The sequence below is a fragment of the Pseudomonas phenolilytica genome (genome assembly GCF_021432765.1).
GTDB classification, from domain to species: domain Bacteria; phylum Pseudomonadota; class Gammaproteobacteria; order Pseudomonadales; family Pseudomonadaceae; genus Stutzerimonas; species Stutzerimonas phenolilytica.
The window spans coordinates 3,346,391-3,367,423 of record NZ_CP058908.1; the positions used below are offsets into that span (position 1 = coordinate 3,346,391).

The window sequence follows — 21,033 nt, forward strand, 5'->3', positions numbered from 1 at the left end:
GACTTCCTCAGTTATCCAGCAGCGACATGAGTCGTACCCGGGCGAGCAGCTGCTCGACGGCCGGGCTGGGCGCGGTCAGGGGTACGGATGGCAGCTGGCGACGGAGCGCCAACAGCAGCTGCAGGCCCGCGCAATCGATTTCGCTGATGCCTTCCAGGCTGATGGCCGACGGCGCACCTTGCTCGATCTCCCCAAGCAGCAGCGCCTTCAGTTCGATGGCACGTTCGATGGTGAAGGCGCCACCGAGACGCAGCAGCTGGGCCTGGTTATCCGTCGTGGTCATCGGTCAGAGCACCAGCTTGGAAACGGCATCTAGCAATACCGGCGGCTGGAACGGCTTGGTGATCCAGGCACGTACGCCCGCCGCCTTGCCCTGCTGCTTCTTGTCCTCGCTGCCTTCGGTGGTGAGCATGATCACTGGGGTAAACTTGTAGGCCGGCAGCTGCTTGGCCGCCTTGACGAAGCTGATGCCGTCCATGTTGGGCATGTTCACATCGGAAACGATGAGGTTGTATTTACGGCCGTCCAGCTTGCTCAGAGCATCCTTGCCGTCTTGCGCCTCTACCACGGTGTAGCCGCCACCACGCAGGGTCAGGCTGACCATTTGACGCATGCTTGCCGAGTCGTCGATCACCAGAATCGTTTTGCTCATGCTCGTTTCAACTCAAAAGAAAGTGATGGAGGAAGAAGAAGCGTTGGTGGCTTCGGCGCTGCGCCCTTCGTGCAGTGCGCGCTGCTCCAACGTGGTGTAGGTGCTGCCAAGGCGAGCGAGCCACTCGGCCGCCGCCGGCAGCTCGCCGTTACCGGCCTGCCGGGCCGCAAGCGCCTGTTCGAGACGCTGCATGTCGTCCCCGACGTGCCCCATGATCTGGTCGACGCGATCCTGGAACTGCAAGTGCACCACCAGCTGGTTGAGCTCGCTTTCCAGCACCGTGCGTTCCTGATGCAGCTGCTCGAGCGAGCCCTGCAACATGGCGGCGGTGTCGTTGAAGTCATGCACGATGTGCTCGACGAGCTGCTGCGACTCCTGCACGACACCCTGTTCGCGCGCGGCGAACGAAGCCGAAAGGTCTTGTGCCTTCTCGATGACGGCAGTAACCGTCGCCACTGTCTCGCGAATCAGCTTGCCGGTCTCTCCTGACTCGCTGGAAAGCTTGCGCACCTCGTCGGCAACCACAGAGAACCCGCGCCCTGCTGCGCCTGCACGCGCGGCCTCGATGGCGGCATTGAGCGCAAGCAGATTGGTCTGATCGGCAATCTTCCCTACCTGATCGGCCATGCGGCTGAGTTCATGGGTGTGGCTGGCGATGCTGTCGATTTCGGCCAGCAGCAGTGCGCGGTACTGTTGGGTCTGCAGCAAGGCGTCGGTGATTTGGTGCAGACCCTGCTCGGCCTTTTGAATAGTTTCGATCGCGCGGCCGCTCTGGCCGCTTTGCGGCGCGTCTGAGACCAGACGCTGGCTCAACTCGGCAAAACCCGATGACAGCCCATTGATCGCCTCGCCAACCTGACCACGCGCGAGCAACAGATGGCGGCCCCACAGAGGCAGTACACCGGCGATGAGGGACTGCAGCTGTTCGTCCGTCTCGAGGTGCGGGCCGAGAGTTTCGGCTTGGAGCAACAGCGCTTGCTGAGCCTGATCGCGACGGCCGATGGCTGCGCCCAGCAGCAACAACGCCACGGTGCCCCACGCCACGCCGAGCCACCAGGGCTCAGCCAGGATTCCGCAGAGGATCACATTGGCCAGAGCCAGGCCCTGTACCACTTTCGGATGTCGCATGCCCGTTCATTCCCCAACCCATCACAACAGGCGGGAATTGTGGTCGGGCAGCGGCGAACTGCCATGAGTAGAACTACTCAACGGGTCAAGGGGAAATTACCCATGCGGGCAGCTCAGAGCAGTAGGCGGACCAGCTCCACCACCGATGCCACGTGCAACTTGTCCATGATGCGCGCGCGATGGTTTTCGACCGTGCGTACGCTCAGGCTCGCCAACTCGGCGATCTCGCGACTGGAGAGGCCTTGCACCACCCATTGCGCGATTTTTCGCTCTTGTGCGGACAACAGCGACAAACGCGCTTCGCGGGTCTGCCGCTGCAAGCGTTTATCGTGTCGCTCTAGGCTTACTGCCAGAGCGGCGTTGACGCGATCCAGCAAGTGCTGGCCATGCACAGGCTTTTCGACATAATCAAACGCCCCCCTGCGCATAGCTTCCACGGCGGTCGCCACATCGGCATGGCCGGTAATAAAAATGATGGGTGTATCAACACCACGCGCAAGCAGCTCGGCTTGAAGCTGAAGTCCGCCCATCACAGGCATGCGCACATCGGACAGGATACAAGCAACGCCTAAAGAAACGCTTGCATCCAAGAACGCCGCCGGCGACGCGAAGCAGTTGACGTTTAGGCGTATGGATCGAAGCAGCGCAGCATGCAGATCAAGAATGTAGGGATCATCGTCGATTAGAAATACGCTGCCCTGTGCTGCGGCTATGTTCATAAGCTCCCAACAGGTTAGTTCGCCCAGGGCGTCATTTTAGCTCGCCAGCCCGAGGATTTTATTCGCATCCACCTAGGCTAACGGGTAGAACCCGCTGGGCAAAAGCGAGGCAAAACTCGAAGACACTCGAAAATATCAGACATAAAAAATCCAGTTACCGTTAAGTAACTGGATTTTTTAGGGATTTTACAAAGAGTTGGTTTCGATAGGCAGTCCTCTCGCCTGCAGGGGCTCGCGTTTGAATCGCCTGAATCCCGCTGGCCGCCGTTGAGGCCTCCGATATCCGCATTGGCGTCCAGCTTCGGCAGGCCTAGCCGGGGCAGCCGGTGGGCAAATCGTCCCAATTCCTGCATACAGGCAACCACGCAGCATGTGCGGCAACTGTTAGCGCACGTCGCAACTCGCCCCTATCTCCGAAGCGCGCTCGGACTCGAAAGCGGCCTGCAGCACGTCGATGAAGGCTGGCGCTTGCGGAACGCTGACGGACCCGAAAGCCGTGACCGCGACACCCGGCGTCCAGGAATTCATGACCACCGCGCCAGCGAAGTTCGCCACGTCGTCGAGGACGATCTCCTCATGCCGTTGCGCGATACCAAGTCCGCTCAGCTGGCGCTGGATCATCCCCATCATCGTTCCGGCCAGTATCTGCGCTCGCGGCCAGACCACTGAACGGCCATCCCAAAAGGCAAGGTTCCAGATGGTCGCCTCGCTCAGGCGACCGTGCCGGTCTACAAAAGCCGCATCGTCGAAGCCCTGCGCCGCGGCTTGCCGTAGATAGTGGGTTTTTGCACCCTCACCAACGTGCTTGATGGTCGGCAAGTATCGCTCATGCTCGACCACGCTCAACCGAAGCGGCCCCTTGGGACCATCTGACGGCGGTCCAGTACGAACCAGGATGCTCGGCTCGGTGTCGCTGCTCCCCACGGAGAATTCGCCCTCCGGAGAGAACACCGTTACGGTGAGCGATTGGTCCTGAGGTCCATCTTCAATCGCCCGTCGGATGTTGCGCGTCACGCTATCGTTGGATGGCGCCCGACCGAACAGGTCGATCGACGCATTGCGCAAGCGTGCCAGATGCAAATCCAGACCCTTGATCCGACGCGCCCGCACCTGCAAAGCAGTGAAGTGAGCAAACCCTGCAAACGCGAGCGGTGCCAGGTCGCGCCCGCGTGCAGGTCCTTCATTGAGCAGAATCGGGTAGGTTTCCGAATGTGATTTCATAGGAGATGCTCCTCGGTTTGCGATTGGGAGCATCGAATGTAAATTATGACAGCGCTGTCAGAGTCAAGCCTCAACATGAAGATCGGTGAACTATCCAGGCGATGCGCGGTGAGCATTCGCATGCTGCGCTACTACGAAGAGGAAGGACTCCTCAAGCCGCGACGCACTCAAAGCGGCTTCCGGGAGTATGGGCCTCGCGAAGAGCAAACGGTCGAGCGAATCAAACTCCTCGGCTCCGCAGGCATGACGCTCGCGACGATCAAGCATTTTCTGCCGTGCATCCGAGGCGAAGGTCATCTGCTGGAGCCGTGCGACGAGCTCCGCTCCACGCTGGTCGAGCAGATCGCACTGATTGATCAGAAAACCGAAACGCTCATGCAAAGCCGAAAGGTGCTTGAGAGGTTTCTCGCGGAAGTGCAGTGAAGCCGGACTGCTTATGGGGTATTCAGCGAGGAGCATCCCCCTCTCCCGATTGCCTGCGCTACTTCCTTTGGTTTGAGCGGCGGCGCGAGCATGATTGGATGCACACCGCCGAACCATCCTTAGAAGAATTCATCCAGCAGCCGATAGAACCGCGCACGAGCCGAATCGAAGACTTCGATCCCGTAGCGCTCCAGAAACGGCGGAACCCACTCCTCTCCCAGCTCCTCGCCGATATCGCGGCAGGTCAGCGCCAGGTCCTGGTATCGGTCAGCTACACCTAGTCGACCACAGTCGATCAAGCCCGAGAAACGGCCCCCTTCAACCATGATGTTGGGTAGACATGCATCGCCATGGGTGACAACCAGATCCTCGACCGCTGGCCTTTGCTCATGAAGCCTGGCGAGCAATTCGTTTGAAGAAAGGCCACGATGGTCATCATCGAAATCGTCGTCATCCACAAGTCCGGCATCCATTCGCGCCTGCGCGCGATGGATCCGGAGTTCTGCCCGATGATCGAATGGGCATGTGGACGAATCGAGCTCGTGGAGCATGCGAACGGCGTCGGCCATAATCGCCACCTTCTTTTCAGGGTCGAGTGATGACGACAGCAGATCCACTCCTGGTACCTCACCCAGAAGTAGCCAATCTCTTCCGCCCTCGCTAAGTGCATCGATGACGCGCGCACAAGGGATACCAGTGCGTTCCAACCAGCGTAGGCGCGCCGCTTCGCCCAGCAGCTCACAGAGCGGATCACTTGGCTCGGATTTTACAAACAGTGAGGGCTGGCCGGACGCGGTGAGCCGAAACACCGCAGCGCCTGAACACCCCTGCTTCTGCAAAGCCCATTGGTAACCAGCTAACAGGCTCCTCCAGGCAGCCGGCGACCGTTCAATAAGCCTAGCCTTGTCATTCATGGCATCTACCTCAACATTGTCGTATCGATGTTCCCTTGAGTACCGATCGTACTGGCGGCGCAAGCGCCGAACGGCTAACGCTCGACATCTACGCCATTTGAGCGCAGATGCCGCAGCGCAACTGCTGAAATCACCGCCAACACGCCAACGCTCGCGGCACTGAATAAGGCAGCGCCCTGAAGACCGGCCACGAAAGCAGCTTGCGCATGAGCAATCAGGTCAGGCGGCAACTCCGAGGCGCTCGCAGAAGCAGCCCAAAGGCTGTCTGCCACCGCCTCCCGTGCACCTGCCGACAGATCGCCGGCAAGCAAAAGGGTGATGGTGCGTTGATAAATGGCCCCGGCGATACTGCCGAGCAATGCGATGCCGAGCGATATTCCGAGGTCCTGCACCATCTCGGTCATCGCCGAGGCCGACCCAGCTTTCCCTGCTGGTGCGGCACCAACCGCCAGATCGGTGCCCAGCGCCGCGATCGTTCCATTACCCAAGTAAGCCAAGGCAAGCGAAACAACAGCCAATAGAACGCCCGTGCTCGCGTCCGTTACCTGCACGAGCAGCAGATAACCCGCCGCGGACAACGCCAAGGCTCCAGCAACAACAAAGCCTGGGCGTATCACCCTGGCCAATAGCGGAGCGCCGATGCCACCGATGATCATCGCCAGTGCGGCCAGTCCCATCCACAGTCCGGCATCCGACGGCGAGTATCCGGCGACAAGCTGCAGATACTGCGCAACAAGCAGCATGGTGCCGCCAACCGCGACCAGACCGAAGAGCAGCACAGCAAGCGCAACGGAGAACGCCCGATTGGAAAACAGAGACAGATCAAGCAGAGGGTCTGACAGTAGGCGCTGACGTCTCACAAAGAGCCACGCAAACAGTAACCCGACGATGATGGCCGAACCGGCATCCAGAACAAGGCCTTCCTTGGCGATCTGCTTGACGCCATAGACGAACGGCAACGTCGCAGCCAGGGACAGCAGGACGCTCAAAAAATCCAGTCGCTCGGCCTCGGGCGAACGATATTCAGGCAAGACAAACGGCCCGAGCAGCACCAGCAATATCACAGCGGGAACCACCAGCAGAAACGCAGCGCCCCACCAGAACCATTCGAGCATAAGCCCGCCGACTACCGGTCCCAATGCTGACCCAACACCCCACATCGTTGCCCAGATGCCTATGCCAAGCGCCCGTTGACGAGGATCCGAGAACAGATTGCTGATCAGCGCAAGCGTCGAGGGCATCAGCGTTGCCCCTGCTATCCCGAGAGCAGCACGCGCCACTATCAGCATGTTGGCACTGGTTGAAAACGCGGCGACCACGGAAGCCAGGGCGAAGGCTACCGAACCGATCAACAGCATCTTGCGCCGTCCGATACGATCACCCAGCGTTCCCATCGTGATCAGGAAGCCCGCGATGAAGAAGCCGTACGCATCCATGATCCAAAGCGCCTGCACGCTGGTCGGTTTGAGGTCAAGTGCAAGCGCCGGTAGTGCCAGATGCAACAGCGTCAAGTCTAGACCCAGCATGATCGTAGGCAGCGACAGCAATGCCAGCCCGGCCCAGGCCCGAGGCCCAGCTCGTTTGCCGCCCACGGCTGAGGAAACAACGGTTCGAGTTCCAGAAGACCTGGATTCCAAGGAAATACTCATCGTGCCCTCACGTATCAAGTTGCGGAAGCGACATCATCGCGGCACGATTAGCCCATTACAATTTTGCTAGTTATCCTATTGTCAGGAACAACCGCCGTGTCTGATCGAAGCCTTAGGCGCACACGCAAGGAGCTATCAGCGTTTCTCCTGCACCATCGACAGAAGCTGACTCCAGCGGACGTCGGGCTACCGTCCACCGGACGCCGCCGTACGCCAGGACTGCGCCGGGAGGAAGTCGCGGCGCTCGCAGGTGTCGGTTTGTCTTGGTACACGTGGTTTGAACAGGGGCGTGAGATCCAGGTATCGGAGAATTTCCTCTTGGGCATTGCCTATGCCCTAAAACTGGACGACGCCGAATGCAATCATTTGTTTCTTCTTGCACACCGCAGACCACCATCACCCGAAGCTCGCCAGCCCGCATCAGTATCGACGGGGATACAGCAGTTGTTGGACGAACTGCCTAGGCCGGCCTATGTGCAGAACCTTCGATGGGATGTCATTGCGTGGAACGCGGCCGCGGATGATCTTTTTCAGTTCGGTTCTAGAGATTTGCGGGATCGCAACCTGCTGTATCTGGCCTTTGCCGCCCCCGACATGCGTCGACGATTGCCAGACTGGGAAAGCGACGCTCCGGGACTCATGGCCCAGTTCAAATATGACGTAGCCACCGCGCCCGAAGATCCAACGATGCTCGAGCTTATCGAAACGCTTCAATCGCTGGCGCCGAGCTTTCGCCGCGAATGGGCCGAACCCCGCGGGGCGGTCGCGCAGCGTGGCCTTAGTTCCCTTGTGGACGTAGGGGGCACACTGCACAGGTTTCATCACGAAACTCTGATCGTGGATGAGTATCGGCACCTGAGGATGGTTGTGTATCTCCAAGCATAAGCGCCTGTTAGTGCGATGCCACGTGCCAAGGATAAAGAGGCGATCTTGCTGTTTCCCTTCATCTGCAACGGCGTGCTGGCCGTGCTGTTTCGCGGGACCATCGACAGCACATCGGTGAATCGGCGAGGGGTAGTCACGGCAGCCCTGCGACTCATTCGGCAACCGTATTCGCTCACCACCACCCGAGCGAGCATCCGGAGCCGCGCGAAGCGGATAAGGCATTGACCAGAATGCCTGAAGCGGGCGCTAGCGTTGATTGGCGTGCGTACTATGGACCACGTCGTCGTGTTCGGCCGCGCGATGGTCTCGATGATCGAGTACGGACTCGCCTAGCCTAAGGGGGGCTAAGCCCCTTTTCTGCTTTTGCCGTCGCGCTCACTTGCCGGCACCGTGCATTCCCCGGCGTCAGCAACCGTCCGTACCACCGGCATCAGAAGCTGGTAACCGACCGCGGACTATCATTGCTGAGTACGCCCTTGCCAGCACCGGACAGCCCTCGGGCGCTTCCACCTAAAAGCTATATAAGTGAATGAATTCATCCGATGCTATTCGCTCGGATGCGACGGCTCGTTTTCGGCCGCCAGCAGGATGCCGAATACAACCAAAAGCCCGCCAAAACCCCGGTCGATCCAATGACGCACAGCCAGTAATCGAGAGCGCACGGGCCCTGTGGTGAAGCAGAGCGCCACAAGACTGAACCACGCCATATGCGCCGCTGAGATAAAAGCTCCATAGCCAAGCTGCACCGCCATTGGCGTCTCAGGTTGAACCACCTGCATGAACAGGCTGACGATGAACATAGTGGCCTTGGGGTTCAGCGCGTTGGTCAGAAACCCAGCGCGCAGTGCAGCTGCATCAGAAAGCGATGCCACCAGATGATCGGCTGGCATCCGACCGGGCTTGGAACGGAGCATTTTTACGCCCAGGTATATTAGATATACAGCCCCGATCAGCTTGATCGTATTGAAGAGCCAGAGAGATGACTGGATCAAAAGCCCGACACCGACCAGGGTGTAGGCGACATGTATAAGCACACCCGCCCCGATGCCTAATGCCGTCAGCACCCCAGCGCGCCGCGAGAGCATAAGACTATTGCGCGACACGATCGCGAAATCCGGCCCGGGGCTGATTACCGCAAGCAAAGTTATTGTGATGACAGCTATCAGTTCAGTCATTGAATTACAGTCGTAGGCTTAGGTACAACCAATGCTATGGACGTTTGCTGCAGATGAATAACGATGCTTTCTGACATAGGTGGTGAGCAAGAATCACAGTACAAGGATAGGCGCCTGCCTTCGCTACTCGCACTGCGCTGCTTTGAAGTCGCGGCGCGTCTGGAGAACTTCAGCCGTGCTGCCGATGAACTGCATTTAACCCACGGAGCCGTCAGTCGTGCTGTACGCCTGCTCGAGGACGAGCTTGGCATTGCGCTTTTTGAACGGCGTGGTCGGCGAGTGTACTTGACCGATGCTGGACGAACCCTCGCCCAAGCTGTCTCCGGTGGATTGGATCTCATGCGGGAAGCTGTCAGCGAGTTGCGCGTCAGCGCACGCCGCAGAAGACGCTGGGTGCTTTCTTGCGAGCCTACCTTGCTAATGCGGTGGCTCATTCCACGCTGGCCGGATTTCCAATCACGCCATCCCACAATAGACCTCCAACTCGTTGCGGGAGGGGGAGCGTTTTCATTCGGCGACGGCATCGACCTCGCCATACGGCGGGACGACTTTACTTGGCCTGCGAGCTATCACGCCGAACCACTTTTTGCCGAGAAAACTGGCCCGGTCTGCCGCCCCGACAAGGTAGCGGCCTGGTGTATGCAAAAGGGGATGACAGCATTAAGCCCCGACGCACCTCGGTTGCTCACGCGCACGCGCCCGAGCGCATGGCAGGACTGGGCAACGGCGACAGGCCAAACCCTAACCATCGGAACTGAACAAACATTCGAGCACTTCTACTTCAGCTTGCAGGCAAGCGTTGCAGGCCTTGGAATCGCAATCGGCCCTTGGCACCTCGTTCGCGACGATCTTGACAATGGCTTGCTGGCGGCACCATTCGGCTTTGTAGAGGACGGTTCACACTACTGCCTCTTCTCGCCGCATCGTTTGCGTGACGATAGCCCACAGGCCGCATTGCTTGAATGGCTGAGGCGGATGGCGTAGAAGCACTTGCCCTGCGATGCAACGAGGCAGACAACGCGGTCATTCCTTCGGCGTGGTACGGGCCGAAACTTGTCGGAATCGCACCCCAAGTAGCGCACGCCCGCGCATATCGCATCCGCTCGATCAACATGAACCGTTCATGGACGGACTACCGATTGGAGCTCTTCCCTTACAGCGCGGAAAATTCGGTCGAATTCATCATTGAATCGATCAAGGCCCGGTAGAATGCGGCCGAGGCGGGTTCAGCAGCCGCATATCGTCATCAGCCCAGTGGCGATTGTCGTCTGGCGTCTGAATCTGAAAATCCATTTTGAACCGGCGCATCCTCTGATATTCGCTCCTGCCCGCTATTCCTCAATACCGCGGTCGTTCTGATCTTTCGCCAACGAAGTCCGTAGATCAGATCGCAGCAACGGCGCTGCGATATTCATGCCCAAAACGAAAAAGGCCAGTTCATTTCTGAACTGGCCTAGATCGTGGAGTTATTTGGTCGGGACGGAGTGATTCGAACACTCGACCCCTTGCACCCCATGCAAGTGCGCTACCAGGCTGCGCTACGCCCCGAAGTCTTCTGCGAAACCTGAAAACGAACGAGACTATACATTAAGCGACTGAAAATGTGAAGGTTTTTCTTCCGCTGGTTTTGCCTCGCTTTACTTGCGCAGAACTTGTAGTACCTCCTCCAATTCGCAGATCATCTGACGAATCAGTTGCTTGTACTGCGTGGTGTCTTCGCGCGCTTCATCCCCTGACAAGCGCAACCTAGCTCCACCGATAGTGAATCCCTGGTCATAAAGGAGCGCACGAATCTGACGGATCATCAACACATCCTGCCGCTGATAGTACCGCCGATTGCCTCTTCTCTTCACAGGGTTGAGCTGTGGAAACTCTTGCTCCCAATAACGCAGTACATGGGGTTTCACTGCGCAAAGTTCACTGACCTCACCGATAGTGAAATAGCGCTTGCCAGGGATAACGGGCAGCTCGTCGTTATGACTTGGTTCCAGCATAGGCCTCGACTCTGGCTTTGAGTTTTTGCCCTGGACGGAAAGTTACGACGCGGCGCGCCGTGATCGGGATTTCCTCGCCTGTCTTCGGGTTACGACCAGGGCGCTGGCGCTTATCACGCAGGTCGAAATTGCCAAACCCTGACAATTTCACCTGCTCGTTATGCTCCAGCGCCTGGCGAATCTCTTCGAAAAAAAGCTCGACCAACTCCTTGGCTTCACGCTTATTCAAGCCTAGCTCTTCGTATAGACGTTCCGCCATTTCAGCTTTCGTCAGAGCCCCCATACGCTATTTCCTTAACGTGGCGTTGAACCTTTCTTCCAACGAGGTCAGGATGCTCTGCATAGCAGCGTTAACCTCTTCGTCATTAAGAGTGCGTGAAGGGTGTTGCCAGGTCAAGCCGACTGCCACACTTTTGCTAGAGGGATCAATACCTTTGCCCTGATACACATCAAATAGCTTGAGGTGAACCAGGTGTTCCCCTGCCGCCTCACGAATACACTGCGTCACGGCCTCAGCTGCGACGTCGCGGTCTACGAGCAGAGCGATATCCCGCCGCACTTCAGGGAACCTCGATAGTTCGCTGAATTGTGGGAGGCGCCCTTCGGCAATTTCCGAAACAAGCAACTCGAACAGATAAACCGGCTGATCGACTCCCAGATTACCCGCCAGCTCCGGATGCAGTCTGCCGATGTAGCCGACCAGTCGACCGTCCCGCTCGATACGAGCGGTCTGCCCGGGATGCAGAGCCGGATGCTCCGCAACAACGAACCGATACGAGCAACCATCACCGGCATAGCCCAACAACGCCTCGACGTCTGCCTTCGCATCGTAGAAATCGACCGGTTCGCGTTCGTTAGCCCATCCTTCAGGCATACGACTGCCGGACACCACACCAGCCAGCATGCATTCCTGTTTCAGCTCGTCCAGCTGGCCAACGAAGCGCAGACCGGCCTCGAACAAACGCACCCGCGACTGTTGACGATTGAGATTGTGCTGCAACGCCTTGATCAGGCCCGGCCACAGCGATACACGCATCACCGCCATATCCGCGGAGATCGGATTAGCCAATTGCAGTGGTTTTATCCCAGGCGCGAACAGCTCAAACAGCTTCGGATCGATGAAGCTATAGGTAATTGCCTCCTGATAACCACGCGCGACCAGCAGGCGCCGCAGAAGCGGCAACTCTGCACGAGCTTCAGCCTTCGCCTCCGGCGCAAGACGCGCCTGCGGATAGCGCACGGGAAGACGGTCATAGCCATACAGCCGGCCCAGCTCTTCGATCAGATCAACCTCCAGGCTGATATCAAAACGATGGCTGGGTACGCCGACCTGCCAACGGCCGACGCCGTCTTCGGTAACGCTCAAGCCGAGCGAGGTCAACAACCGAACCACCTGAACAGGCTCGAGTTGTAAACCCAACATCTGGCTGATTCGCTCTGCACGCAACGTAATCGGCGCAATATTCGGCAGATAGCCTTCGCTTACTACCTCTGTGATCGTGCCTGCCTCGCCGCCAACAATCTCAAGCAGCAACGCCGTGGCGCGCTCCATGGCAATTCGCGCCAATTGAGGATCGACACCACGCTCATAACGGTGAGACGCGTCGGTATGCAAACCATAGGAGCGAGCCTTACCGGCCAAGGCGATGGTGTCGAAGAACGCGCTCTCGAGGAAAATGTCTCGGGTTTGCGCAGCCACACCGCTATGTTCGCCGCCCATCACGCCGGCGATGGCCAAGGCTCGCTGATGATCGGCGATCACCAACGTATCAGCACGCAGAATCACTTCCTGGCCGTCCAGCAAAACCAGTTTTTCGCCTTCGTCAGCCATCCGCACTCGAATGCCGCCGTTGATCTGCTTCAGATCGAAGGCATGAAGTGGTTGTCCTAGCTCAAGCATCACGTAATTGGTGATATCGACGACCGCGTCAACACTGCGCACATCAGAGCGACGCAGACGCTCCAGCATCCACAGCGGCGTCGGACGCGAGCAATCAATATTGCGAATGACACGCCCCAGATACCGCGGACAGGCCTGTGGTGCGGCCACTTCAATAGAAAGACGCTGTTCGTGGCTTTCCGCAACAGCTGGAACAGACGGGACATTCACTGCGACGTCATATATCGCACCTACTTCGCGCGCCAGGCCAGCCAGCGACAGGCAATCACCCCGATTCGGAGTCAAACCGATTTCGATGGTCGCATCGTCGAGCCCTAGGTAGTCGCGAAAGTCGCGTCCAACCGGCGCGTCCTCGGGCAACTCCATCAAGCCACTGTCATCGTTACCGACCTGCAGTTCGGTTTCCGAGCAAAGCATGCCGTTGGATTCGATTCCGCGCAGCTTGGCTTTCTTGATCTTGAAGTCACCCGGAAGCACCGCACCGATCATCGCGAAGGGTATCTTCAGGCCGGGGCGCACATTCGGCGCACCGCACACCACCTGAAAGGTTTCGACACCGTTGCTGACCTGACAAACACGTAGTTTATCGGCATCGGGATGCAGCTCGGCATTCAACACCTGGCCTACCACTACACCGCTGAACATCCCAGCCACGGGAGTAACGGCATCAACCTCGAGCCCAACCATCGACAGACGAGCTACCAGCTCGTCACGAGAAACCTGCGGATTAACCCAGCTCCGCAGCCACTGTTCACTGAATTTCATTCTGTTCTCCTAAATCCGTTGACAAACACTGCGCTAGCGAAACTGCGCCAAGAACCGCAGGTCGTTGTCGAAGAACAGGCGCAAATCATTGACGCCATAGCGAAGCATGGCCAAGCGCTCGGCGCCCATGCCGAAGGCAAATCCTTGGTACTTCTCCGGATCGATACCCGACATCCGCAATACGTTCGGATGCACCATGCCGCAACCCATGACCTCAAGCCAGCCGGTCTGCTTGCATACCCGGCAGCCTTTACCACTGCACATCACGCACTGCATGTCCACTTCCGCCGAAGGCTCGGTGAACGGAAAGAAGGAAGGTCGAAAGCGTACGCCGAGTGGTTTTTCAAAGAACACCCGCAGAAATTGCTCAATGGTGCCTTTCAGATCGGCAAAGCTGATGCCCTCGTCGATCAGCAAGCCTTCTACCTGATGGAACATCGGCGAATGAGTGATATCCGAGTCGCAACGATAGACCCGCCCGGGACAAACGATCCGTATTGGGGGCTGGCGGGACTCCATAGTTCGCACCTGAACCGGTGATGTATGAGTCCGTAACAGCATATTGGCGTTGAAGTAGAAGGTGTCGTGCATCGCACGCGCCGGGTGATGGCCCGGGATGTTGAGGGCCTCGAAGTTGTGATAGTCATCTTCAACTTCAGGCCCTTCGGCAACGCTGTATCCGATGTGACTGAAGAACTGTTCGATACGCTCTAGCGTGCGGGTCACCGGATGCAGGCCACCCGAGACCTGGCCACGTCCCGGCAGGGAAACATCAATGCGCTCGGCTGCCAACTGAGCACCCAGTGCCGCCCGCTCAAGCTCAGCCTTGCGGGCGTTGAGAACGTCTTGGACCTGGGATTTGGCCGCATTAATCAATGCGCCTGCCTTGGGTCGCTCCTCCGGCGAAAGCTTCCCCAATGTTTGCATCACCAGAGTCAGCTCGCCTTTCTTTCCCAGGTACTGGACCCGGATCTGCTCAAGGGCGTTGACGTCTTCGCTTCGTTGCACAGCCTCGAGCGCTTGCGAGACCAGTGCCTCCAGGTTTTCCATGTACACAACCTCCAGAGGTTCTTGCAGAACCGCACTGGCTGCCGATCGAGGCGCAGATCGGTACCACGCGCACTTTTGCAAAAGCCCCTCGCAGATACAAAATAGGGGAAGAGCATAAGACTCTTCCCCTATCGATGACGTTGCAGCAGGCTAGAAAGCCTGTGATTGCCGGGGCTTAAGCCAGAGAAGCTTTCGCTTTTTCGACAATCGCAGCAAACGCCGTTTTCTCATTCACTGCCAGATCGGCCAGAACCTTACGGTCAATCTCGATGGCCGCCTTTTTCAGGCCAGCGATGAAACGGCTGTAGGACAGACCGTTAACACGCGCACCGGCATTGATACGAGCGATCCACAGAGCGCGGAACTGACGCTTGCGCTGACGGCGGTCGCGGTAGGCGTATTGGCCAGCCTTGATTACCGCCTGCTTGGCGACGCGGAACACGCGCGAACGCGCGCCGTAGTAGCCTTTGGCGAGTTTCAGGATTTTCTTGTGACGGCGACGGGCAACGACGCCACGCTTAACACGAGCCATGAGTTATTCCTCTGAGTCTTGACCGGATTAACGAACGCGCAGCATGCGCTCCACTTTTGCAACGTCGGACGGATGCACTTGCGAGCAACCGCGCAGCTGACGCTTACGCTTGGTGGTCATCTTGGTCAGGATGTGGCTCTTGAAAGCGTGCTTGTGCTTGAAGCCGTTAGCAGTCTTCTTGAAGCGCTTCGCAGCACCACTTTTAGTCTTCATCTTTGGCATGTTCGATCTCCACAGTGTGGGTGATTACAAAATAACCGCAAGGCCTGCCAGTGCCCTGGTGGTTACTTTTTCTTCTTGGGAGCGATGACCATGATCAGCTGGCGTCCTTCCATCTTTGGGTGCTGTTCGACGGAACCGTATTCAGTCAGATCGGTCTCGACCCGCTTCAACAACTCCATCCCCAGCTCCTGATGGGCCATCTCACGGCCACGGAATCTCAACGAAACCTTGGCCCTGTCCCCGTCGCTAAGGAAACGAATCAGGTTGCGTAGCTTGACCTGATAGTCTCCCTCTTCCGTCCCTGGACGAAACTTGATTTCTTTTACCTGGATCTGTTTCTGGTTTTTCTTCGCCGCAGCGACCTGCTTCTTCTTCTCGAAGAGATGCTTGCCGTAATCCATGATCCGGCAAACCGGCGGAACGGCATCGGCGGAAATTTCCACCAGATCCAGTTTTGCTTCTTCTGCTACTCGAAGCGCTTCATCAATCGAGACGATGCCAATCTGCTCGCCGTCAGCACCAATCAAACGGACCTCACGAGCCGAGATATTCTCGTTGATCGGGGCCTTGGGTGCGGTTCGTTTGTCTTGTCTCATTTCACGCTTAATAGCTATTACTCCAAATCTTGGCGACCACGCCGGGAAACCGCCTGCGCCAGCAGCTGCGCGAATTGCTCGAGGGGCATGGAGCCCAAATCGACGCCTTCGCGGGTGCGCACAGCAACGGAGCGAGTCTCAACCTCCCGATCCCCGATAACCAAGAGATAAGGAGTCTTGAGCAAAGTATGCTCGCGGATTTTAAAGCCGATCTTCTCGTTTCTCAAGTCGGACTTGGCACGAAACCCGCTTTGACTCAAGGTTCTTTCGACTTCGAGAGCAAATTCGGCCTGCTTGTCGGTGATATTCATCACCACCGCCTGAGTCGGCGCCAGCCAAGCAGGGAAGGCCCCTTCGTAGTGCTCGATCAGGATACCGATGAAACGCTCGAATGAACCGAGAATAGCGCGATGCAACATCACCGGATGCTGACGATCATTGTTCTCACTGACATATTCCGCGCCGAGGCGAATAGGCAGGTTAAAGTCAAGCTGCAACGTACCGCACTGCCAGACCCGCCCAAGGCAATCCTTCAGCGAGAATTCGATCTTGGGTCCGTAGAACGCCCCTTCGCCCGGTTGCAGATCGTACGCCAGCCCAGCGCTGTCGAGCGCTGCAGCCAAAGCCGCCTCAGCCCGATCCCACAGCTCATCAGAACCCACGCGCTTTTCCGGGCGAGTCGACAGCTTGAGTTGAATATCGTCGAAACCGAAATCGGCATATACCGCCTGAGTCAGCTTGATGAATGCAGCGGATTCGGACTGCATTTGCTCTTCGGTACAGAAGATATGCGCATCATCCTGAGTGAAGCCGCGCACCCGCATGATTCCGTGCAGAGCACCGGACGGCTCGTTACGATGACAGGCGCCGAATTCAGCCAGCCGCAACGGCAGCTCGCGGTAGCTTTTGAGTCCCTGATTGTAGACCTGCACGTGGCACGGGCAGTTCATCGGCTTGATCGCGTAATCGCGACTCTCCGACTCGGTGGTGAACATGTTCTCGGCGTAGTTCGCCCAGTGCCCCGACTTTTCCCAGAGCACCCGATCTACTACCTGGGGCGTCTTGATCTCCAAATAACCATTATCGCGCTGAACGGTGCGCATGTACTGCTCAAGCACTTGGTAGAGCGTCCAGCCGTTCGGATGCCAGAACACCATGCCCGGCGCTTCTTCCTGGGTATGGAATAGATCAAGGCGCTTGCCGATCTTGCGGTGATCGCGCTTCTCCGCTTCCTCGATGCGCTGGATGTAGGCCGCCAGCTGCTTCTTGTCCGCCCAAGCCGTGCCGTAGATTCGTTGCAGCTGCTCGTTCTTGGCATCGCCACGCCAGTAAGCACCCGACAGCTTGGTCAGCTTGAATGCCTTAAGAAAGCGCGTATTGGGAACGTGCGGACCACGACACATATCCACGTATTCCTCGTGGTAGTACAGGCCCATCGCCTGCTCGTCGGGCATATCGTCGATCAAGCGCAGCTTGTATTCCTCACCACGCGAGCTGAACACATCAATCACTTCCTGGCGCGGAGTGACCTTCTTGATGACGTCGTAATCCTTGTCGATGAGCTCACGCATACGCGCTTCGATCGCAGCGACGTCATCCGGCGTAAAGGGGCGCTCGTAGGCGATGTCGTAATAGAAGCCCTCGTCGATCACCGGCCCGATCACCATCCGTGCAGTCGGATATAACTGCTTTACTGCATGCCCGATCAGGTGTGCGCACGAGTGACGGATGATCTCCAGCCCCTCCTCATCTTTTGGAGTGATGATTTGCACACTGGCATCGCGCTCGATCAGATCACAGGCATCAACCAGCCGACCATCTACCTTGCCCGCGAGCGTCGCCTTGGCAAGCCCCGCACCGATGGACTGCGCAACCTCCGCAACGGACACCGCATGATCGAACGAACGCTGACTGCCGTCAGGAAGAGTAATGGTGGGCATGGCGCCTCCTCTCCTAGTGGTGACCCCTACCAAAGGCCACATGGGTTGGGATGAGCCAGGAAAGCGATTCAGCGAATCTCCTGCCGCACAGTGGCAGATGCCGGTAGGCTCGAGTCGCACAAACCGAAGTCACTGGAAGAATCAAACAGACATGCTTTCAGAAAGCCACGCAAGCTGACAAGCAAGCCAAAAAAAAGGGCCGCTTTCGCGACCCTTTTTCGAATTGGTAGGCACAATTGGATTCGAACCAACGACCCCCACCATGTCAAGGTGGTGCTCTAACCAACTGAGCTATGTGCCTTCGATGGGGGCGCATTCTATAGCCACCCTCGCGAGAGTCAAGTTTTTTTTTGAGGTAACCCGCTGATATTTGAAAATTTTACCCGGCGGGCCGGGAATCAAACGGCGGCACTGGCGAAGCGCAAATAGCCACGCTAGCATCGCGTCAAATATATACAACAGGTATGTCAAAATGCCGAACACGCCCTACCCTCAGTCGTTTTATGCTGCTTCAGCGAATCCAGCACCGGAACGCTCACCATTATGTGAAAGCAAGCACGCCGATGTCTGCATCATCGGCGCCGGCTACACCGGCCTTTCCGCGGGGCTGTTTCTCGCCGAACAGGGCTATCAGGTGGTGATCCTAGAGGCGGCCCGGGTAGGCTTCGGCGCTTCCGGACGCAACGGCGGACAGATCGTCAACAGCTACAGCCGGGATCTCGACCACGTGGAGCGCAGTGTTAGTGCCGACGAAGCACGCCTGATAGGCGCAATGGCGTTCGAAGGCGGGAGGATCATTCGTGAACGCATCGCCCGTTACGATATCCGGTGCGACCTCAAGAATGGCGGCGTTTTTGCAGCTTTAACGCACAAACAAATGCACCACCTCGAGCAGCAGAAAGCGCTCTGGGAGCGTTATGGCTACGATCAGCTGGAAGTGCTCGATCGAGATGCCATTCGCCGAATCGTCGCCTGCGATCGTTATATCGGCGGGACCCTGGACAAGCTAGGCGGACATATCCACCCACTCAACCTTGCGCTGGGCGAGGCTGCAGCGCTGGAGTCGCTGGGCGGCGTCATCTATGAGCAAAGCCCGGCAATCCGTATCGATCGCGGTCCTGAGCCAGTGGTGCACACCGAGCAAGGCTCGGTACATGCAAAATTTCTGATAATCGCCGGCAACGCATACCTTGGCGGACTGGTGCCCGAACTCGCCGCCAAATCGATGCCATGCGGAACCCAGGTAGTTGCGACCGAACCGCTGAACGGTGATCTCGCCCACCGCCTACTGCCGCAAGACTACTGTGTCGAAGACTGCAACTACCTACTCGACTATTACCGACTCTCTGCCGACAAGCGCCTCATCTACGGTGGTGGCGTGGCATATGGCGCGCGCGACCCGGCCGATATCGAATCGATCATTCGTCCCAAGATGCTAAAGACCTTTCCACAACTCCATAACGTCAAGATCGAATACAGCTGGACCGGCAATTTCCTGCTTACGCTGTCGCGGTTACCGCAGGTCGGACGCCTGGGGGACAACATCTACTACTCGCAGGGCTGCAGCGGCCACGGCGTCACCTACACCCACCTGGCCGGCAAGATCATTGCAGAAGCCTTGCGCGGCCAGGCAGAACGCTTTGACGCTTTCGCCAGCTTGCCGCACCACCCCTTTCCTGGCGGACATCAGCTACGGGTGCCATTGAGCGCGCTTGGCGCGCTCTACTACAGCCTGCGCGATAGGTTGGGCATTTGATTACATTAGCGGCAGGCAGGAATAGCCTGGCAAGCCTGTCGCACACCATCGACGGGAAGCGGCAGAGGCTCGGCAAAGCGCGTATCCTGCGGCGCAATACTCACCGCGCAAGTGCGCGCCTGCTGCGCTTCGTTGAGGCAACCTTTCTCTGCCAATACATGCGAAAGGTTGAACCATCCGGGAGCGAATCCGGCATCGCGGCTCACGCTGATGCGCAGCGCCTGCTCTGCAGCCTGTCGATCACCCAGGGCGTATTGACTGTTAGCTAGCGCAAACCACGGCATGCCGCCAGGCCAACGCTCGCCGGCCACGCGATAGGCCGCTTGCGCCGAATCCGCCAGCCCAACCTGCTCTAGGTCATTTGCTGCCCGCAGCCAGACCGCCTCCTCGGCCGTCGCCGGCATTCGATCCGGCCTAACAGTCACGACTGCCCAGCGATCACCCTTCGCCCAGCTGCGCTCGAACTGGCGAAAACTGCCGACCCAACGCCGAGTGGTGCCAGAGCGCAGAATGATCTCCTGCTCGCCCAGGTCGTAGCCGATCACCACAGCGAAATGCCACTGCGGCCAACGGTCGAAGGCCAAGTTCTGCAATACCAATACTGGATTTCCCGCCGCCACTTCCTTCAGTAGTGCTTCCAGCCGTGGTCGCAACGGATACACCAGCATCCCGTTCGCACGCGCAGCGGCTACCATCTCTACCTGCAGACTTCCACGGCGCTGCGGGATATAGACCTGATCGACCAACTGTTCAGGAGTGATCCGCCGTCCACCATGCACCAGCATTGTCGCCAGCGCTGCCGGTCCGCACTGATAATCCTCCTGCGCGAAGAATGGCGTATCGACCAGCTCGATCCGCTCCGGCAGCTGCGCACTCCCAATGTTAAGCGGTTGCTGTGCGCAGCCAACGAGCAGAACGACCAGCGACACCAGCCAAGCAAGGCGCCGGGTCAACGGTTGATGCAATTGACGAAATTGAAAATGTTGGTTGCACAGAGCATGTCAGTGATGATGAAGATCACCAGAAACAGCACGATTATCCCAACCACACCGGCGCCGGCCGGAGCCTGATCGAGCTGCTGATTGAACTGCGCCAGCTCTGCGGGGGTCAGGCTGTTAATGCGCTTTTCTACCTGCGTCCGATCGACTCCCATCGACTCGAGCTTCTTCTGCACGTCCTGATCTTCCAACATCGTAAGCAGCTGTTGGCGATCGACCTGCTGTTGCTGCTCGGCAATCACTTCGGGCGTACCAATCATCGCCGCCTGTGCCATCGGAATCTGCGCAACCAGCATGAAGTGCAAAGCCGCTACAACGGCAGCGACACGCTTGAGCAGGGATGAGCTGAACATGGTGCTACTCCTTTTTCGAGATCGGCCTGTGCAACTGCAAAAGGCCATCACCAGTAAGACGAACGACAGCCGCTTCGGTTCCCGCTTGTCAGGTATTTCGTCACGGACTTTGGTTGGCCGGCATTTTACCTTTTGCTTGTCCGTCACTAACGTTGATCGTA

General features: G+C 58.0%; 22 protein-coding genes and 2 tRNA genes. 4 read left to right on the plus strand and 20 right to left on the minus strand.

Annotated elements, in window-relative coordinates; all coding sequences use genetic code 11:
• Nucleotides 1–7: 7 nt before the first annotated feature.
• The 5 genes from HU825_RS15885 to HU825_RS15905 form a co-directional block, all read right to left on the minus strand.
• Complete coding sequence (locus HU825_RS15885; RefSeq protein WP_054093129.1) at nucleotides 8–283, minus strand: STAS domain-containing protein; 276 nt, start codon at nucleotides 281–283, stop codon at nucleotides 8–10.
• 3 nt (nucleotides 284–286) lie between these two features.
• Nucleotides 287–652: a response regulator gene (locus tag HU825_RS15890; protein ID WP_054093130.1), complete on the minus strand. Its 366-nt coding sequence runs from the start codon at nucleotides 650–652 to the stop codon at nucleotides 287–289.
• Nucleotides 653–664: 12 nt separating this feature from the next.
• Complete coding sequence (locus tag HU825_RS15895; RefSeq protein WP_054093131.1) at nucleotides 665–1,780, minus strand: methyl-accepting chemotaxis protein; 1,116 nt, start codon at nucleotides 1,778–1,780, stop codon at nucleotides 665–667.
• A gap of 113 nt (nucleotides 1,781–1,893) precedes the next feature.
• Nucleotides 1,894–2,499 carry a response regulator transcription factor gene (locus tag HU825_RS15900; RefSeq protein ID WP_054093132.1) on the minus strand — a complete coding sequence of 202 codons (606 nt, stop codon included), beginning with the start codon at nucleotides 2,497–2,499 and terminating at the stop codon, nucleotides 1,894–1,896.
• Nucleotides 2,500–2,883: 384 nt separating this feature from the next.
• Complete coding sequence (locus HU825_RS15905) at nucleotides 2,884–3,720, minus strand: aminotransferase class IV family protein (protein WP_234302444.1); 837 nt, start codon at nucleotides 3,718–3,720, stop codon at nucleotides 2,884–2,886.
• Nucleotides 3,721–3,795: 75 nt separating this feature from the next.
• On the opposite strand from HU825_RS15905, the gene HU825_RS15910 reads away from it, so the two are divergent.
• Complete coding sequence (locus HU825_RS15910) at nucleotides 3,796–4,143, plus strand: MerR family transcriptional regulator (RefSeq protein WP_054093394.1); 348 nt, start codon at nucleotides 3,796–3,798, stop codon at nucleotides 4,141–4,143.
• Nucleotides 4,144–4,262: 119 nt separating this feature from the next.
• On the opposite strand, the gene HU825_RS15915 is transcribed toward HU825_RS15910, so the two are convergent.
• The gene (locus tag HU825_RS15915) at nucleotides 4,263–5,057 is read right to left on the minus strand and encodes an APH(3')-II family aminoglycoside O-phosphotransferase (RefSeq protein ID WP_234302445.1); all 795 of its coding nucleotides are present in this window, start codon (nucleotides 5,055–5,057) and stop codon (nucleotides 4,263–4,265) included.
• A gap of 74 nt (nucleotides 5,058–5,131) precedes the next feature.
• Complete coding sequence (locus HU825_RS15920; protein WP_234302446.1) at nucleotides 5,132–6,706, minus strand: MFS transporter; 1,575 nt, start codon at nucleotides 6,704–6,706, stop codon at nucleotides 5,132–5,134.
• 96 nt (nucleotides 6,707–6,802) lie between these two features.
• Here HU825_RS15920 and HU825_RS15925 point away from each other — a divergent pair, with 96 nt between their 5' ends.
• Nucleotides 6,803–7,591 carry a helix-turn-helix transcriptional regulator gene (locus tag HU825_RS15925; RefSeq protein ID WP_054093135.1) on the plus strand — a complete coding sequence of 263 codons (789 nt, stop codon included), beginning with the start codon at nucleotides 6,803–6,805 and terminating at the stop codon, nucleotides 7,589–7,591.
• Nucleotides 7,592–8,136: 545 nt separating this feature from the next.
• Here the strand turns inward: HU825_RS15925 and HU825_RS15930 are convergent.
• A complete protein-coding gene (locus HU825_RS15930) occupies nucleotides 8,137–8,766 on the minus strand; it encodes a LysE family translocator (protein WP_234302447.1) in 630 nt (209 codons plus the stop codon).
• Nucleotides 8,767–8,829: 63 nt separating this feature from the next.
• Between HU825_RS15930 and HU825_RS15935 the strand changes: the two genes are divergently transcribed.
• The gene (locus HU825_RS15935) at nucleotides 8,830–9,750 is read left to right on the plus strand and encodes a LysR family transcriptional regulator (RefSeq protein ID WP_234302448.1); all 921 of its coding nucleotides are present in this window, start codon (nucleotides 8,830–8,832) and stop codon (nucleotides 9,748–9,750) included.
• 487 nt (nucleotides 9,751–10,237) lie between these two features.
• Here the strand turns inward: HU825_RS15935 and HU825_RS15940 are convergent.
• The 10 genes from HU825_RS15940 to HU825_RS15985 form a co-directional block, all read right to left on the minus strand.
• Nucleotides 10,238–10,314 (minus strand) — tRNA-Pro (locus HU825_RS15940).
• 89 nt (nucleotides 10,315–10,403) lie between these two features.
• On the minus strand, nucleotides 10,404–10,760 hold the full coding sequence (locus HU825_RS15945; protein ID WP_043296997.1) for a MerR family transcriptional regulator: 357 nt from the start codon (nucleotides 10,758–10,760) through the stop codon (nucleotides 10,404–10,406).
• Complete coding sequence (gene ihfA, locus HU825_RS15950; RefSeq protein WP_003282572.1) at nucleotides 10,741–11,043, minus strand: integration host factor subunit alpha; 303 nt, start codon at nucleotides 11,041–11,043, stop codon at nucleotides 10,741–10,743. The genes HU825_RS15945 and ihfA overlap by 20 nt, the downstream gene beginning before the upstream one ends.
• Nucleotides 11,044–11,046: 3 nt before the next feature.
• A complete protein-coding gene (gene pheT / locus HU825_RS15955; RefSeq protein ID WP_156714790.1) occupies nucleotides 11,047–13,425 on the minus strand; it encodes a phenylalanine--tRNA ligase subunit beta in 2,379 nt (792 codons plus the stop codon).
• A gap of 33 nt (nucleotides 13,426–13,458) precedes the next feature.
• Complete coding sequence (gene pheS, locus HU825_RS15960) at nucleotides 13,459–14,475, minus strand: phenylalanine--tRNA ligase subunit alpha (RefSeq protein ID WP_054093147.1); 1,017 nt, start codon at nucleotides 14,473–14,475, stop codon at nucleotides 13,459–13,461.
• A gap of 175 nt (nucleotides 14,476–14,650) precedes the next feature.
• Nucleotides 14,651–15,007: a 50S ribosomal protein L20 gene (rplT, locus tag HU825_RS15965; protein ID WP_003289524.1), complete on the minus strand. Its 357-nt coding sequence runs from the start codon at nucleotides 15,005–15,007 to the stop codon at nucleotides 14,651–14,653.
• A 27-nt stretch (nucleotides 15,008–15,034) separates the two neighbouring features.
• Complete coding sequence (rpmI, locus tag HU825_RS15970; protein WP_003298367.1) at nucleotides 15,035–15,229, minus strand: 50S ribosomal protein L35; 195 nt, start codon at nucleotides 15,227–15,229, stop codon at nucleotides 15,035–15,037.
• 62 nt (nucleotides 15,230–15,291) lie between these two features.
• The gene (gene infC / locus HU825_RS15975) at nucleotides 15,292–15,843 is read right to left on the minus strand and encodes a translation initiation factor IF-3 (protein ID WP_175415090.1); all 552 of its coding nucleotides are present in this window, start codon (nucleotides 15,841–15,843) and stop codon (nucleotides 15,292–15,294) included.
• The gene (gene thrS, locus HU825_RS15980; RefSeq protein ID WP_043297005.1) at nucleotides 15,843–17,765 is read right to left on the minus strand and encodes a threonine--tRNA ligase; all 1,923 of its coding nucleotides are present in this window, start codon (nucleotides 17,763–17,765) and stop codon (nucleotides 15,843–15,845) included. Before thrS ends, infC begins: the two co-directional genes overlap by 1 nt.
• A gap of 224 nt (nucleotides 17,766–17,989) precedes the next feature.
• Nucleotides 17,990–18,066, minus strand: a tRNA-Val gene (locus HU825_RS15985).
• 171 nt (nucleotides 18,067–18,237) lie between these two features.
• Between HU825_RS15985 and HU825_RS15990 the strand changes: the two genes are divergently transcribed.
• Nucleotides 18,238–19,521 (plus strand): NAD(P)/FAD-dependent oxidoreductase, encoded by a 1,284-nt coding sequence (locus HU825_RS15990; protein WP_234302449.1) that lies wholly within the window; start codon nucleotides 18,238–18,240, stop codon nucleotides 19,519–19,521.
• Between the two features lie 5 nt (nucleotides 19,522–19,526).
• On the opposite strand, the gene HU825_RS15995 is transcribed toward HU825_RS15990, so the two are convergent.
• Nucleotides 19,527–20,474, minus strand: coding sequence for a PA2778 family cysteine peptidase (locus tag HU825_RS15995; protein WP_234302450.1), 948 nt, complete (start codon nucleotides 20,472–20,474; stop codon nucleotides 19,527–19,529).
• Nucleotides 20,471–20,872 carry a PA2779 family protein gene (locus HU825_RS16000; protein ID WP_043297011.1) on the minus strand — a complete coding sequence of 134 codons (402 nt, stop codon included), beginning with the start codon at nucleotides 20,870–20,872 and terminating at the stop codon, nucleotides 20,471–20,473. Before HU825_RS16000 ends, HU825_RS15995 begins: the two co-directional genes overlap by 4 nt.
• Nucleotides 20,873–21,033: the final 161 nt, after the last annotated feature.

Coding starts and splice junctions, on each gene's coding strand:
- rplT (WP_003289524.1), bottom strand. CDS start 15,007: ATGGCTCGTGTTAAGCGTGGCGTCGTTGCCCGTCGCCGTCACAAGAAA.
- HU825_RS15885 (WP_054093129.1), bottom strand. CDS start 283: ATGACCACGACGGATAACCAGGCCCAGCTGCTGCGTCTCGGTGGCGCC.
- pheT (WP_156714790.1), bottom strand. CDS start 13,425: ATGAAATTCAGTGAACAGTGGCTGCGGAGCTGGGTTAATCCGCAGGTT.
- pheS (WP_054093147.1), bottom strand. CDS start 14,475: ATGGAAAACCTGGAGGCACTGGTCTCGCAAGCGCTCGAGGCTGTGCAA.
- HU825_RS15910 (WP_054093394.1), top strand. CDS start 3,796: ATGAAGATCGGTGAACTATCCAGGCGATGCGCGGTGAGCATTCGCATG.
- HU825_RS15905 (WP_234302444.1), bottom strand. CDS start 3,720: ATGAAATCACATTCGGAAACCTACCCGATTCTGCTCAATGAAGGACCT.
- HU825_RS15890 (WP_054093130.1), bottom strand. CDS start 652: ATGAGCAAAACGATTCTGGTGATCGACGACTCGGCAAGCATGCGTCAA.
- HU825_RS15935 (WP_234302448.1), top strand. CDS start 8,830: ATGCTTTCTGACATAGGTGGTGAGCAAGAATCACAGTACAAGGATAGG.
- HU825_RS15930 (WP_234302447.1), bottom strand. CDS start 8,766: ATGACTGAACTGATAGCTGTCATCACAATAACTTTGCTTGCGGTAATC.
- rpmI (WP_003298367.1), bottom strand. CDS start 15,229: ATGCCAAAGATGAAGACTAAAAGTGGTGCTGCGAAGCGCTTCAAGAAG.
- HU825_RS15945 (WP_043296997.1), bottom strand. CDS start 10,760: ATGCTGGAACCAAGTCATAACGACGAGCTGCCCGTTATCCCTGGCAAG.
- HU825_RS15915 (WP_234302445.1), bottom strand. CDS start 5,057: ATGAATGACAAGGCTAGGCTTATTGAACGGTCGCCGGCTGCCTGGAGG.
- HU825_RS15895 (WP_054093131.1), bottom strand. CDS start 1,780: ATGCGACATCCGAAAGTGGTACAGGGCCTGGCTCTGGCCAATGTGATC.
- HU825_RS15920 (WP_234302446.1), bottom strand. CDS start 6,706: ATGAGTATTTCCTTGGAATCCAGGTCTTCTGGAACTCGAACCGTTGTT.
- HU825_RS15900 (WP_054093132.1), bottom strand. CDS start 2,499: ATGAACATAGCCGCAGCACAGGGCAGCGTATTTCTAATCGACGATGAT.
- HU825_RS16000 (WP_043297011.1), bottom strand. CDS start 20,872: ATGTTCAGCTCATCCCTGCTCAAGCGTGTCGCTGCCGTTGTAGCGGCT.
- HU825_RS15990 (WP_234302449.1), top strand. CDS start 18,238: ATGCCGAACACGCCCTACCCTCAGTCGTTTTATGCTGCTTCAGCGAAT.
- ihfA (WP_003282572.1), bottom strand. CDS start 11,043: ATGGGGGCTCTGACGAAAGCTGAAATGGCGGAACGTCTATACGAAGAG.
- thrS (WP_043297005.1), bottom strand. CDS start 17,765: ATGCCCACCATTACTCTTCCTGACGGCAGTCAGCGTTCGTTCGATCAT.